This is a genomic window from Arthrobacter sp. 05T410 (assembly GCF_056396505.1).
On the sequence record NZ_JBFTLP010000027.1, the window covers coordinates 16,414 to 29,518 of the forward strand.

At 68.8% G+C, this 13,105-nt stretch carries 12 protein-coding genes; 2 read left to right on the forward strand and 10 right to left on the reverse strand.

The genetic code is table 11. The annotated features are described in order from the left end of the window. Window positions 1–46: 46 nt before the first annotated feature. The 8 genes from AC1DFR_RS20320 to AC1DFR_RS20355 all read right to left on the reverse strand — a co-directional run bounded on the left by AC1DFR_RS20320 (window position 47) and on the right by AC1DFR_RS20355 (window position 8,774). A complete protein-coding gene (locus AC1DFR_RS20320) occupies window positions 47–250 on the reverse strand; it encodes a cold-shock protein (protein WP_009357211.1) in 204 nt (67 codons plus the stop codon). A gap of 147 nt (window positions 251–397) precedes the next feature. Then, window positions 398–1,345, reverse strand: coding sequence for an alpha/beta fold hydrolase (locus AC1DFR_RS20325; protein ID WP_476872366.1), 948 nt, complete (start codon window positions 1,343–1,345; stop codon window positions 398–400). 87 nt (window positions 1,346–1,432) lie between these two features. After that, window positions 1,433–4,243, reverse strand: coding sequence for a PEP/pyruvate-binding domain-containing protein (locus AC1DFR_RS20330; RefSeq protein WP_476874321.1), 2,811 nt, complete (start codon window positions 4,241–4,243; stop codon window positions 1,433–1,435). A gap of 166 nt (window positions 4,244–4,409) precedes the next feature. Beyond that, entirely contained in the window at window positions 4,410–4,727 is a 318-nt protein-coding gene (locus tag AC1DFR_RS20335; RefSeq protein ID WP_079552423.1) for a hypothetical protein, read from the reverse strand. A gap of 144 nt (window positions 4,728–4,871) precedes the next feature. Next, on the reverse strand, window positions 4,872–5,927 hold the full coding sequence (locus tag AC1DFR_RS20340; RefSeq protein WP_476851828.1) for a zinc-dependent alcohol dehydrogenase family protein: 1,056 nt from the start codon (window positions 5,925–5,927) through the stop codon (window positions 4,872–4,874). A 144-nt stretch (window positions 5,928–6,071) separates the two neighbouring features. After that, the gene (locus AC1DFR_RS20345) at window positions 6,072–7,268 is read right to left on the reverse strand and encodes an acetyl-CoA acetyltransferase (RefSeq protein WP_476874322.1); all 1,197 of its coding nucleotides are present in this window, start codon (window positions 7,266–7,268) and stop codon (window positions 6,072–6,074) included. Then, window positions 7,265–7,945 (reverse strand): CoA transferase subunit B, encoded by a 681-nt coding sequence (locus AC1DFR_RS20350; RefSeq protein ID WP_230008949.1) that lies wholly within the window; start codon window positions 7,943–7,945, stop codon window positions 7,265–7,267. Before AC1DFR_RS20350 ends, AC1DFR_RS20345 begins: the two co-directional genes overlap by 4 nt. A gap of 82 nt (window positions 7,946–8,027) precedes the next feature. Continuing rightward, window positions 8,028–8,774, reverse strand: a complete 747-nt coding sequence (locus AC1DFR_RS20355; RefSeq protein ID WP_476874323.1) for a CoA transferase subunit A — start codon at window positions 8,772–8,774, stop codon at window positions 8,028–8,030. A gap of 249 nt (window positions 8,775–9,023) precedes the next feature. On the opposite strand from AC1DFR_RS20355, the gene AC1DFR_RS20360 reads away from it, so the two are divergent. Together AC1DFR_RS20360 and AC1DFR_RS20365 are read left to right on the forward strand one after the other, a co-directional pair. Then, entirely contained in the window at window positions 9,024–9,806 is a 783-nt protein-coding gene (locus AC1DFR_RS20360) for an IclR family transcriptional regulator (RefSeq protein ID WP_230010098.1), read from the forward strand. Window positions 9,807–9,942: 136 nt separating this feature from the next. Then, complete coding sequence (locus AC1DFR_RS20365) at window positions 9,943–10,848, forward strand: NADP-dependent oxidoreductase (protein ID WP_476874324.1); 906 nt, start codon at window positions 9,943–9,945, stop codon at window positions 10,846–10,848. Window positions 10,849–10,901: 53 nt separating this feature from the next. On the opposite strand, the gene nadE is transcribed toward AC1DFR_RS20365, so the two are convergent. After that, window positions 10,902–11,723, reverse strand: a complete 822-nt coding sequence (gene nadE, locus AC1DFR_RS20370) for an ammonia-dependent NAD(+) synthetase (RefSeq protein ID WP_476874325.1) — start codon at window positions 11,721–11,723, stop codon at window positions 10,902–10,904. Window positions 11,724–11,967: 244 nt separating this feature from the next. After that, on the reverse strand, window positions 11,968–12,993 hold the full coding sequence (locus tag AC1DFR_RS20375) for a LacI family DNA-binding transcriptional regulator (protein ID WP_223914562.1): 1,026 nt from the start codon (window positions 12,991–12,993) through the stop codon (window positions 11,968–11,970). Window positions 12,994–13,105 lie beyond the last annotated feature (112 nt).

Here is a 13,105-nt window from a genome sequence, read left to right on the forward strand (position 1 = left end):
CGGGGAAAGTGTCCCGGCCAGGCGGCCGGGGCTTTTTCCGGAGTACTTAGAGCGGGCGGATGTTCTCAGCCTGCGGGCCCTTCGGGCCCTGCGTGACGTCGAATTCAACCTTCTGGTTCTCGTCCAGCGAACGGTAGCCGCTGGTAGCGATTGCCGAGTAGTGGGCGAAAACGTCGGCCGACCCGTCATCCGGGGCAATGAAGCCAAAACCCTTTTCGGCGTTGAACCATTTAACTGTGCCTGTAGCCATGCCTTTATCCTTCTGAAATGCTGCTGATCTCCGGCGGCCATAAGGCCAACGGCTGCGGAGACATTCGTCCGCTGTCCCCAACGTACGGTGCGACGGGCCGCGGTGCAAGGGTCTGACGGGGGTCTTCGTCCCGGCCGGCCGCTTTCGTCAGGCCGAGACGGTGGCGTCGAAGAGCGCAATCAGGTCCCGGCTGATCTGGTACGGCGAGGTCTCGGACGGGCTGTGGCCCGCGCGGTAGACCGAAATCCGCGCACCGATCGACTGCGCGAAGCTCCGGTGCAACGCCAGCGGCCAGAGGTCGTGTTCGCCGACTGCGACAAGCTTTGGCAGCGTCGCGGCCGCCAGCACCCGCCGCAGATCCGGGGTGTGCTTCATAAGGCCGATGATGTCGACCACCGAGGCGCGGCGCGTGAACGCGAACCGGCTCCTGACGAACCGCAGCCGCTGCGGCGCCACCCGGGCAATATTGCTGCGGATGCCCCAAATCATTAATGCGGTGCCGACCCTGGAGGTGACCCAACAGCTGACCCAGCCAGCCAGGCGCACGTAGCGGAGGCTCTGCCCCGGCTCCGGCGGGCAGCTGATGAGGGTCAGGCTGCGGAACTTTTCTGGCCGCTGGACGAACGCCAGCTGGGCAACCACCGCCGCGAAGGAATACCCCACGACGTGCACCGCGCCTTGATCGGTGTCCAGCATGGCCAGGAGATCGTCGCGGAACAGCTCGTAGTCGTAGCAATTCCGGGGCGGAACGAGGTTTTCGGGCCCGGCCTGGGCGGATTCGTACTGCCCGGCGATGTCGCAGCTGAGGACGAAGTATCCGGCCGCGGCGAGCTCGGGCAGCATGAGGATGAAGTCTTCCTTGGAGCCGGTCGCGCCCGGGACTAGCAGGACGCGCGGCTTCCCGGGATCTCCGGCAGCGATCGTCGCCAAGGTCCCGCTCGGTGCCTCGAACTCACCGCGCATCACGCCTGCCGGAAGGACGGCCCAGTCGAAGTCGGGCAACGCGGCGTCCCGGCGGGCGGCATCGTCCACCAGCCCCGAACCAAAGCCCTCGGGAACCGGGCCGCCCTGTGCGTTACTGCCGGCAGACGCCATCTAACTAACATAGCCCCCTGCTGGCGGCGTGGCGGAGGTCCCGCTGCAATTCGAAGGCCCGGCGCCGGCCGGTCCGGAGGTTCACGCTCAGCCAGCCAGGCTGCCGGCGGCCGTCGCAGGGGAGAGCGGGGAATCCACCTGCCGCACCGTTCCGGCCGATCCGTCCACGGTCACGGTCTCACCGGTCCGCAAACGGGTGGTCGCGTCCGGCACGCCCACCACCGCCGGGATGCCGTATTCGCGGGCCACCACGGCGCCGTGCGAGATCACCCCGCCCATTTCCATCACCAGGGCGCCGGCCGTCATGAACAGCGGCGTCCAGCCGGGGTCGGTGGAGGGTGCCACAAGGATTTCCCCGGGCTCAAGGTGCGCGCCCACCGGATCCAGGATGACCCGGACCGTTCCGGTGGCGGTGCCGGCCGACGCCGGTGTCCCGGCGAGGGCGCCGGAAGCGGGGGACTTGGCCATCACGGCCGCCTCGACGTCCGTCCCGTCGGAGAGCAGGAGCCGGGGAATCCGGCGCCGGCGCAGTTCGACGTCGTAGATCCGGCGGCGGCCCGCGACGATGCCCTTGAGGTCGGCACCCCGCAAACCCACACGGACCTCGTCGAATTCCAGGAAATACACATCGTCCGCGGCGGCGATCGCACCGGACCGGGCCAGCTCGATGCCGATCGCGTTGAGCTGGCGGTGCATTTCCGCGAGGGCGAGGATGATGTAGAACTTGGGCAGTTCGCGCAGTCCGGACAGCTGGCGGGTCCGGCGCAGGCAGAATTCCACCAGCCGGGCACGGATCCGGCTCCGGACCCTGGTCCGTTCCACCAGGCTGCGGATCCTGGCCTCGGCATGTTCCTCGGCGCGGGCGAACTGCCGGTCGGGCGCCTGCTCGGGGTCGGCCACATGAAGGTAGTTCGAGATCATCCCGAGGATATGGTCCGGCTTCTCCGACCACCGCGGCATGCCAAGGTCGATCTCCGCCACGGCGCGGTGGCCGTAACGGTCCAGGAACCCGTGCAGGCCGGTCTGTGCCACTGCGGGCAGCGAGCCGGCCTGGTACAGGGCGGCCAGTTCCCTTGGCCCGTGGGCCAGGAACACCTCCCGGGACGCGGCATGCGCGCCGATGGTGACGGCCAGTTGCCAGAGCTCGAGGTCCATCTCGGTGGTGACATTGTTGGGCAGACCCCGCAACACGGCCTCGAGTTCCCGCGGTGCCGCGATGCCGCGCAGCAGCCTGCGCGCCCCGGCCAGCATGAGGTACCCAACGGACGGTCCGGGCAGCGTCGCCAAGATCAGCCCGTCCACGGTGTTCTCCAGGATGCGCTGGGCGTGATCGAGCCGGCCAAAAGTGGTGGCCGGCTCCGGCAGGACAAGCTCGGATTGAAGGCGATTTCCGTAATCGAAGGCGCGGCGCAGTTCGGCGGACGGCCGCACCGCGGCCCGCGCCAGGGACGGAAGCAGCCGGACCGTCAGGCCCAGGCCGGCCATGGTTCCGGGATCGCGCCCTGCGCTATTGCCCGCTGCGCCGCTGCCAGTCCCCGCCTGTCGGGGGGCCAGCCTGCCCGCTGCACCGTGCCGTGCCCGCCGGGACGGCCGTTTGCGCACGCCGAACCGCGGGTCATCCAGGAGTGCCGGAAAAACCGCGCCGGACCTGCCGTCCGCCAGCGGCAGCATCCGCAGCAGGTAGCGGCGGCCGTACCTGTTGCGCACCATGGGCGTCACGTCGACATACATCCGCAATCCCGGGTTGACGTACCGCCACGGCCCGTTGCGGTTCCGCATTGAGCCCAGCACGGAGAGCCCCATGGGGGTCAGGGGCCTGGTCAGGCCCTGGAGCAAGGTGCCGCACAGGTAGACGCGGGGGTCGGCGTCGGCCCCTGCCTCCGCGCCGAGCGGTTCGGCGGCCGCAGGCTCCGGCAGCGGATACAACGTGGTGATGGGCCGCGACTGGGTCACCCAGATCCTGCCCGCTGCGTCGATCACCCATTCCACATCCTGGGGTGTACCGAACAGCCGCTGGACGGTATCGCCGAGGGCCGTGAGTTCGCTGATCCGGGCGTCGTCCAGGCTCGGCCGCCGCCGGACTGCCGTCCCCTTCGGTGAACGGAGGAGGATGCGTCCCGTGGCCGTATCCACGACGAAATGGTCCGGGTTCACGCTGCCGGAGACCACCGCCTGGCCGGGCCCCGCGCTCGCATCGATGACCGTTTCAGTCCGGGTGCCCGTCACGGGATTGGCGGTGAAGAGCACGCCGGCGCTGGTGGCGGTGATGAGGTCCTGGACGACGACGGCGAGCCCCACCTCACGGTGGCTGATCCCGTTGGCGGCGCGGTAGGCCACGGCCCGTTCGGTCCAGAGTGAGGCCCAGCAGCGCCGGACCGACTCGACCACGGCGTCGGCTCCGGAGATGTTCAGGAAGGAATCCTGCTGGCCGGCGAAGCTGGCGAAGGGCAGGTCCTCGGCGGTGGCGGAGGACCTGACCCCCACTGTGGCCCGGCTGCCGAGCGCGGCATACGCGCCGCGAAGGGCGGCATCGACGTCGGCGGGAATCGGCGCGGTCACGATCATTTCCCGCGCCTGCCGGGCCAGTTCGCCCAGGTCCGGTCCGGGCCGGGCCAACCCGGGGCGGCCTGGCTGGCCGGGGCGGGAGCCGCCGTCGCCTGGTTCGCCGTCGCCTGGTTCGCCGTTGTCTGTTTCGTCGTCGTTCGAAGGGCCGGGCCGCGCGGCGTCCAGCCGGGCCGCCAGCGCGTCCAGTTCGGCCGGGGCCGCCTTTCGGTAGGCAACCGTGGTGAGGCAGAATCCACGGGGTACGCGGAATCCGGCGGCCGTGAGCTTGCCGAGGTTCAGGGCCTTTCCGCCCACGAGCGGCAGGGGAGCGGAACCCAGCGCGCTGAGATCCATGACGAGACTTTCCGGCGCCCTGCCATCTGCAGAACCCATTTCCCTGCTCCCACGTCCTGTCCGCGTCTTCAATCCACGTGTTCACGCCACGTATTCAAGCCGCGGGCGGCCTCCGGGTCCTGAGTCCGGCGGCGCGGCGGCACCTCCGCCAAGCGAGCCTGCCGGCCTACTGGCCGGCGTCGGCCTCGCCGGTGTCTTCCCACATAAGATCCAGGTTGCGGAAGACCGGAGGGCCGTCGCACAGGGCGGCCATCTGCGCGGCGAATTCGGAGGTCTCGGGCCGGTTGGAGTTCTCCATGGCCGACTCGTAGGAGTCGAATTCCACGATCGTGAGGTACGTTCCGGGGCGGTCGCGGTCTGCGGTGGCCATGATGCGGCGGAAGGTCGGGGCAGTGGTTCCCTCCGTCCTGGAGGGCCGGCCGAGTTGCTCGATCTCCTCAATGCGGGAGGTCTGAAATTCGATGATCTGCACGAACCTGGCCATGACGGCTCCCTTGACGGCGGCGGATGCTGATGCGCTTCACGCTAGACCCTCGTCCTTGCCCGTGCAAGGGCGGGAGCTAGCAGTACAGCTAGGCCGGCGCGGGCGGCCGCGCGGGTGCAAGCGCGGCCGCCGTCGAGATCCCGGCTAGGGGGTCAGGAGGACCTTGATGGCGCGCCGTTCGTCCATCGCGCGGTAGGCCTCGGGTGCCTCCTCAAGCGGCATGACCGAGTCGAACACGCGGCCCGGATTGATGGTGCCGTTCAGCACGTCCGCCAGCAGTTCCGGGATGTACGTCCTGGCCGGGGCCATGCCGCCGCCGATCGAGATGTTGGTATCGAACAGGAAGCGCAGCGGGGCTTCGGCGCCGCCGGTGGGGACGCCGACAAAGCCGAGGGCGCCGCCCGGGCGGACGCTGTGCAGGGCCTGTTCCATGGATTCCTTGGTCCCCACGCACTCCAGCACGGAGTCGGCCAGCACGCCGCCGAGCAGTTCGCGGACCTTGGCGACGCCCTCGTCCCCGCGTTCGGCGACGATGTCCGTGGCCCCGAATTCGCGGGCGATCGCCTGGCGGTCGGCGTGCCGTGACATGGCGATGATCCGCTCCGCGCCGAGGCGCTTGGCGGCCAGGACGCCGCAGAGCCCGACGGCACCGTCGCCGACCACCACGACCGTCCGGCCGGGACCGGCCTTGGCCGCGAGGGCTGCGTGGTGGCCGGTGGCCATGACGTCTGAGAGCGTGAGCAGGCTGGCGCGGAGGGCGTCGTCCGGGTCGGTGACGCCCGGGACCTTGACCAGCGTGGACTCGGCGAGCGGTACGCGCACGGCCTGGCCCTGGCCGCCGTCGATCCCGTGGCCGGTGTCATCCTTGCCGCCCCAGCCGGCGAGGTGGTCGCAGGCCACCGTGACGCCGTCGAGGCACTGCGGGCACGCGCCGCAGCTGACCACGAACGGGGCGATCACGTAGTCGCCCACGGCGAGGTCTTTGATGTCGTCGCCGATGCTTTCGACCGTTCCGATGAACTCGTGCCCGATCGCGGACGGCTTGTGGGTGGGCTTGACCCCGCGGTACGGCCAGAGGTCCGAGCCGCAGACGCAGGAGGCGGTGACCTTCACGATGACGTCGGTGGGCAGCTGGAGGGTGGGGTAGTCGCGGTCTTCGACTCGGATGTCGCCGGGACCGTGGATGATGGTGGCGCGCATGGGTGCTCCTCGCATTGTGGTGGATGGGCTGGGAACGAGTTTAGTCCCGTGGCATGCCGGCCACGCAGGCGAGGACAAGCAACGCGGGGTCAGGTACGGCCCATCAAGCCGCCCGGCATGGGCTGTATCTGACCCCGCGTTGCTTTAGAGGGCTTCGAGCACGCTGACGTAGTTGGCGATGCCCACGCCGCCCATGTTCTGCACCGCGGCCCGGCGCGGGTTGGCCAGCTGCATGTCGCCGGCGGTCCCGGTGAGCTGCATCGCGGCGATGACGTGCTGGGAGACGCCGGTGGCGCCGACGGGGTGGCCCTTGGCCTTGAGCCCGCCCGAGACGTTGACCGGCAGCTTGCCGTCCTTGAAGACCCAGCCTTCTTCCAGCGCCCGGGCGCCCTGGCCGCGTTCGGTCAGCCCCATGGCCTCGTACATGAGCAGTTCGGCAATGGTGAAGCAGTCGTGGACTTCCGCGAAGTCGAGCTCCTCCAGCCCGACGCCGGCCATCCCCAGGGCCCGCTGCCAGGAGGCGCGTGTGGCGGCGAATTCGGTGGGGTCCCGGCGCTCGGCGGGGAAGAAATCGTTCGCCTGGCCGAAGCCGGCGAGCCGCACCGGGGCGGTTGCCCCGCCGGTAGGGGCGACGGAGAGGACGACGGCGGCGGCGCCGTCGGAGACGGGGGAGCAGTCGGTGCGGCGCAGCGGGTCGGCCACCATCGGGTTCTTGTCCGAGACGGTGCGGCAGAACTCCTCGCCGAGGTCCTTGCGGAGCTGGGCGTAGGGGTTGTCGACGCCGTTGCGGTGGTTCTTCGCCGCGATGGTGCCCAGGACGTCGCCGAGCTTTCCGTTGCCGTCGCCATAGCGCTTGCCGTAGTGCTTCGCGACCTCCGCGAAGAGCCCAGTGAACCCGGTGGTGGAGGCCTTGCCGGCCATGTCGTAGTCCGCGCCGAGCAGGGCCGCGCCCACGACGTCGGCCCCGGCGTGGGTCATCTTTTCGGCGCCGATCACCAGGACGGTCTTCGCGGTGCCGGCAAGCAGGGACTTGGTGCCCTGCTGGAATGCGGCCGAGCCGGAGGCGCAGGCGTTCTCCACCCGAGTGGAGGGTACGTTGGCCAGTTGATCCGAGACCTGCAGTGCGAGGGAGGACGGGAAGGCCAGCGGCATCATGCCGGAGTTGAACTGGCCGAGGTAGATCTCATCGATCTGGCCGGGCTCGATCCCGGCGTTGCCGATCGCCTCGGTGGCGACCTGCACGATCAGGGACTCCAGGGTTTCTTCGCTCAGCTTGCCGAACCGGCTGTGGCCCCAGCCGGTGAGCAGGACGTCCTTGCCGAACTGGTCTTTGAGGCTCATGCCGTCGCTCCTTCAAATTCGAGCGCGACATCGAAGTCGGCTTCGGTTTTTTCGCGGATTTCCTCCACGGTGACGCCGGGCGCGAGGCGCGTGAGCGTGAGCTTCCGCCCGCCGCCTGCTTTGTGTTCATTCTTCACAAGGTCGAAGACGGCGAGGTCGCTGATGATGCGGTCCACGCAGCTGAGCCCGGTGAGCGGCAGCGTGCATTCCTTGACGATCTTGGCGCTGCCGTCCTTGGCGTTGTGCTCGGTCAGGACCACGACGCGCGGGGTGCCGGCCACGAGGTCCATGGCGCCTCCCATGCCCTTGACCATCTTGCCGGGGATGGTCCAGTTGGCGAGGTCGCCGGCACCGGAGACCTGCATGGCACCGAGGATCGCGACCTTCACGTGGCCGCCGCGGATCATGCCGAAGGACGTCGCGGAGTCGAAGATGCTGCCGCCGGGCAGGACCGTGACGGTCTGCTTGCCGGCGTTGATCAGGTCCGCGTCTTCCTCGCCCTCGAAGGGGAATGGGCCCATGCCGAGCAGGCCGTTCTCGCTCTGCAGGACAACGCGGACGCCGTCGGGCAGGTTGTTGGCCACCAGCGTGGGGATGCCGATGCCAAGGTTGACGTAGTCGCCGTCGTTCAGTTCTTCGGCCGCGATTGCGGCCATTTCATCTCGGGTCCAGGCCATGGTGGTTCTCCTTGGAAAGTCAGGGTGCAAAGGGTGGGGCGCCAACGCCGGCGCGCCCGGGGTGGGCGGCGCTCGGGCCGGATTAGACGGTGACGGCGGAGGCGGCCTGCGCCGCCGCCGCTTCCGCTGCGGGCCGCGGGCGGACGGTGCGCTGTTCGATGTCCTTGACGCGGCCGCTGGCCTGGACCAGGCGCTGGACGAACACGCCGGGGGTGATGATGTGGTTCGGGTCCAGCTGGCCGGGCTCGACGATCACTTCGGCCTCGGCGACCGTCACGGCTCCCGCGGTAGCCACCACCGGATTGAAGTTCTGCGCGGTATACCGGTAGATCAGGTTGCCGTCGGTGTCGGCCGTGCGGGCGTGAACCAGGGCGACGTCGGCCTTGATGGCGCGCTCCTGGACATAGGTCTCGCCGTCGAACTCCGCCAGCGGCTTGCCTTCGGCGACGAGGGTGCCCACGCCGGTCTTCGTGTAGAACGCCGGGATGCCGGCGCCGCCGGCGCGCAGCCGCTCAGCAAGGGTGCCCTGCGGGGTGAACTCCACCTCCAGCTGGCCGGCGAGGTACTGCTCGGCGAAGAGCTTGTTTTCCCCAACGTAGGACGCGATGACCTTACGGACCTGGCCGCCTTCGATCAGGACCCCGAGGCCCTTGCCGTCCACGCCCATGTTGTTGGAGACGACAGTCAGGTCCTTCACCCCGGAGTCCCGCACCGCCTCGATCAGGTCAGCGGGGATCCCGCTGAGCCCGAAACCGCCGACGGCGAGCGTCATGCCGTCGCGCAGTACGTCCTGCAAAGCGGCCGCTGCCCCGGATTTCACCTTTGACATTGCATCTCCTCATTGAGCTCGTCTTGCTGTCCACCCCGGCAATCCACTTTGTGGACTCCATGTCTGAAGAAGGAGCCTATGGTGTGTCACAGACCACTGTCAACGTGGAGTCTCGCCGCTAACTGGCGGAATTTACAGTGTGGACGCTACCCTTAGGACTATCCATTATGTGGATACCTGATGGTGAAATTGGGTAAAAGCAGCGTGGGAGAAAGCATCATTCAGTTCCGGGCCGACGTGAGGCAAGCAATGAATACAACCCCCGTCCAGGGCGCCCAGGTGGTCAGCCGGGCAGCCGGCCTGCTGCGCCTGGTCGGCCGGAAGCCGGAGGGCTGCCCCCTGGTGGAGCTCGTGCGCGAATCCGGCCTGACACGGCCCACCGTGCACCGGCTGCTGAGCTCGCTCGCGGCCGAGGGGCTGCTGGACCAGGACCCGGGCAGCGGCAACTGGGTCCTGGGACCGGAGATCCTGCTGCTGGGGTCCGTGGCCTCGGCGCGCTTCCCCCTGGAGGACATCGCGAGGCCGAGCCTGCGCCGCCTGGCCGAAGAGACCGGCGAAAGCGCTTTCTTCTCCATCCGCCGCGGCAACGAGACCGTGTGCCTGCTCCGGGAAGAAGGCAGCTTCCCGGTCCGTTCCTTCGTGCTGCACGAGGGGGTGCGGTTCCCGCTGGGCGTCGCCTCCGCCGGCACCGCCATCATGGCCTTCCTGCCGGCACAAGAGCAGGAAGAACTGCTCGCTAACTGGGCAGCCCATGCCGGCAGCTTTGCGGCCGCGCACACCGCAGCACTGGTCAGGGAGAACCTGGAAGCGACGCGGCAGGCCGGCTATTCGGTCAATCCGGGGCTGGTCCTGGAAGGCAGCTGGGGGATGGGTGCGGCGGTCTTCGACCAGCGGGGGCGCCCCGCCTGGGCGCTGTCCCTGACCGGCATCGAACCGCGCTTCCGGGAGGACCGGCGTCCGCAGCTGGGGCGGCTGCTCCTGGAAGAAGCGCACCGGATCTCCACGCTGCTGACCCGCTCGCCAGGCGCCTGACCCTCGTCACGGGCCCCGGTTCGGCTCGGGCTGCTTCGGACAGTTCAACTTGCCGGGCGACTCTTGCGCAGCCGCCGCTTGTGCCAGAAGCTGGCAGCACAGGCCGCAGCGCGTCGAGCCGAAGGAGCAAAGCCCCGTGAAAGACATCAAGATCTCTTTCGATCACTATGGCAGCCCGGACGTCGTCACCGTTGGCGAGGAGAAACCGCCGGTTCCGGGGGAGAACGAGGTCCAGGTGGGAATCCGCGCCGTCGGCGTCAACCCGGTGGACTGGAAAGTCGTTGCCGGCTACCTGGAGCCGTACCTTGCCCTGGACTTCCCTGCAGTTCCCGGCTGTGAGGCGGCAGGAATCGTGACCGCCGTTGGCCCCGGCGTGACCGGCTATGAGGTGGGTGACGACGTCATCTGGAATGGCATTTCCGGGGCCTACCGTGCCGTGGCCAATTTTCCGGTCGACCAGCTGACGCCAAAGCCCGCGGGCATCGATTTTGAGCAGGCGGCATGCGTCGCGATAGCTGGCGGCACAGCGTATTCGGCGCTGGTTCAGCTTGGCATTGGCATGGGGGACACGGTCCTCATCCACGGCGCAGCGGGCGGGGTCGGCTCGGCGGCGGTCCAGATAGCACGGCACCTCGGCGCCCGGACCATCGGCACCGCTTCAGAGCAGAACCACGACTACTTGCGCGGCCTCGGCGCCGTGCCTGTGGCCTATGGCGAAGGGCTCGTCGAACGCGTCCGCGCACTGGGCACCATCACCGCCGTCGTGGACACCTTTGGCGGGGAGGAGACGACGACGGCGACGGTCCATTTGCTCGGCGGCCACGGCGCCGCGGTGACCACAGTGCCTGGAAAGGAGGCCAACGCCGCCGGAATTGCACCGGTCAGGCTGCTGGACGGACGGGTAGCGGAGGCGGCCCGGCTGTCGGCCGGGGGAAAGCTCCGCTTCAGCATCCAGGAACGGATTCCCCTCACCGATGCGGCCCGGGCACTGGGCATCAGCCGCGCGGGCCATGTCCGGGGCAAACTCGTGCTGATCCCGTGATTGGACCCCCCGCGGGGCGAGCCTGCAGCCCGGCCGGGGGCTCTCGGCTCAGGCTATTTCCACCAGGTGTCGAAAATCGTCACCGGGACTGTGCGCTTGTGGCGGGTCCGCAGGTACATCGCCTCGATCCGTTCGGCAGCGGCATCGGGTACGTCACGGCCCTCGAGGTAGTCATCGATCAGGTCGTAGCCCAGGCCGAGTTCGTCCTCGTCGGTGCGGCCCGGCTTGCCGTCCAGCAGATCCGCCGTCGGAACCTTTTCCCAGATCCGGGCCGGTGCGCCGAGTTCCGCCAGCAGGGCGCGGTTCTGTCGCTTGTTAAGGCCGAACAGCGGCAGGATGTCCGCGCCGCCGTCGCCGAACTTGGTGAAGAACCCCGTGACGGACTCGGCGCCGTGATCCGTGCCGATCACCAGGTAGTTGTGCTCGCCGGCCAGGGCGTACTGGGCAATCATCCGGGTCCGGGCCTTGGTGTTGCCCTTGTGGAAATCGGAGATCTCCGCGCCCACGGTCTTCTCGAACTCGTCCTCGAAGCCATCTACTGCGGCCGAGATGTTGAACGTCCATTCGGTCTTGGCTCGCACGAAGTCCAGGGCCGCCTGCGCGTCGTCCTCGTCATGCTGGACGCCGTAGGGCAGCCGCACGGCCACGAAGTTCGCCTCGGTGCCCTCGGCCTCGAGTTCCTCGACCGCCAGCTGGGCCAGCCGCCCGGCCAGGGAGGAGTCCAGGCCGCCCGAGATGCCCAGGACGAAGCCCTTGGTGTGGGTGGCCGCCAAGTATTCCTTCAGGAACGTCACGCGTTTGCGCACCTCCCCGGCAGGGTCGATCCGGGGCTGCACGCCCATTTCCTCGATGATCTTCGCCTGGAGTTCACGCATGCCTCACAGCCTAGTCAGCGGTGTCAACAACGCTCAACTATTGCGCCCGGGCCGGCGGCTGACGGGCGGATCCGGCGTCGAAATGGCTTCGGTTCCGGACGGCGGCTACGGTTTCGGACCGTTGCGACTTAGATCCCCGGTGCGCCGGTCCGAATTCGGCGCCCCTGTCCGGAACCGCCGCGAAAACCGCACCGCCGGCCGGCGCCTGTCCGGTACTGACTGGGCACCGGCCCGGACGCCGGGCCTATTGAGCCTGCCGCACCGGACCGGTGGAGCCGCGGACCGTGAGATGGGTGGGCATCACGGACCGGCTTCGGGTGCCGCCGCCGGCGAGCGGGTTCAGCTGGGCCAGCAGCATGGACACCGCCACGCGGCCGGCCTGCTCGATCGGGGAGGCCATGGTGGACAGCGGCGGATTGCAGAAGTCGGCGCCAAAGATGTCGTCGCAGCCCACAATGCTCATGTCCTGCGGGACGCGGATGCCACGTTCGCGAAGGCGCTGGAGCATGCCGATGGCGATGAGGTCGTTGAACGCGAGGCAGGCGGTGACCCCGCTGTGGACGGCGGCGTCCGCGGCTGCCGCGCCGGACTGTGTCTTGGGGGCGAACGGACCGAGCCGGCGCACCTCCACGCCGCGTTCCTCGGCAGCCACGGACAACGCGGTCCACCGCCGTTCGCTGGACTGCGACGTCGTCGGGCCGGCCACATAGGCCACCCGGGTGTGCCCCAGCGAGATCAGGTGGTCCAGCGCCTGGCTGGTGCCGGACGGGGTGTCGATCAGGACCGCGGGAACGCCGGGCACGTCACGGTTGATCGCGACCATGGGCATCTTCGCCGCCGCGTTCAGCAGAGCTTCGTCGCTGAGCCGGGATGCGGCAACGATGATGCCGTCGGCGCTCTTGCGCAGCTGCTCCACGGTGCTGGCCTCCACCTCGTCGGATTCTTCCGTGTCCACCAGCAACTGGGTGTACCCGGCCGCCTTGAGCTGGAGCTGGGTTCCCCTGATGAGGTCGAAGTAGAACGGGTTGGTGATATCCGGAACCAGGACTCCCACCGCGCCCGTGCGCCCGGAACTCAGCGCCTTCGCCTGGCTGTTGGGTGTGTAGTGCAGCCGGGCCGCGGCCGCCTCGATCCGCTGCCGTGTCCTGATGTTGACCCGGTCCGGCGTGGAGAGGGCACGGGAAACCGTGGAGGCCGCCACGCCGCAGAGCGCGGCGATGTCATGGATGGTGGCCGGGCGGTCCACCGCTGCTGGTTGCGTCGTCGCCACGGCGCTCCTCTCTGAACGTGGTGGCCGGGCCGAGGTGGCCGGGGCGGGTGGCCGGGCTGTGATTGCCGCCACAGGGCCGGTCAGCAAAGCATGCCACAGATTGTCAGAATTT

Bases quoted from the DNA above. Each gene is read 5' to 3' on its own strand.
- AC1DFR_RS20335 (WP_079552423.1), bottom strand. From the start codon at position 4,727: ATGGCCAGGTTCGTGCAGATCATCGAATTTCAGACCTCCCGCATTGAG.
- AC1DFR_RS20320 (WP_009357211.1), bottom strand. From the start codon at position 250: ATGGCTACAGGCACAGTTAAATGGTTCAACGCCGAAAAGGGTTTTGGC.
- nadE (WP_476874325.1), bottom strand. From the start codon at position 11,723: ATGCGTGAACTCCAGGCGAAGATCATCGAGGAAATGGGCGTGCAGCCC.
- AC1DFR_RS20360 (WP_230010098.1), top strand. From the start codon at position 9,024: ATGAATACAACCCCCGTCCAGGGCGCCCAGGTGGTCAGCCGGGCAGCC.
- AC1DFR_RS20355 (WP_476874323.1), bottom strand. From the start codon at position 8,774: ATGTCAAAGGTGAAATCCGGGGCAGCGGCCGCTTTGCAGGACGTACTG.
- AC1DFR_RS20345 (WP_476874322.1), bottom strand. From the start codon at position 7,268: ATGAGCCTCAAAGACCAGTTCGGCAAGGACGTCCTGCTCACCGGCTGG.
- AC1DFR_RS20340 (WP_476851828.1), bottom strand. From the start codon at position 5,927: ATGCGCGCCACCATCATCCACGGTCCCGGCGACATCCGAGTCGAAGAC.
- AC1DFR_RS20330 (WP_476874321.1), bottom strand. From the start codon at position 4,243: ATGGATCTCAGCGCGCTGGGTTCCGCTCCCCTGCCGCTCGTGGGCGGA.
- AC1DFR_RS20350 (WP_230008949.1), bottom strand. From the start codon at position 7,945: ATGGCCTGGACCCGAGATGAAATGGCCGCAATCGCGGCCGAAGAACTG.
- AC1DFR_RS20325 (WP_476872366.1), bottom strand. From the start codon at position 1,345: ATGGCGTCTGCCGGCAGTAACGCACAGGGCGGCCCGGTTCCCGAGGGC.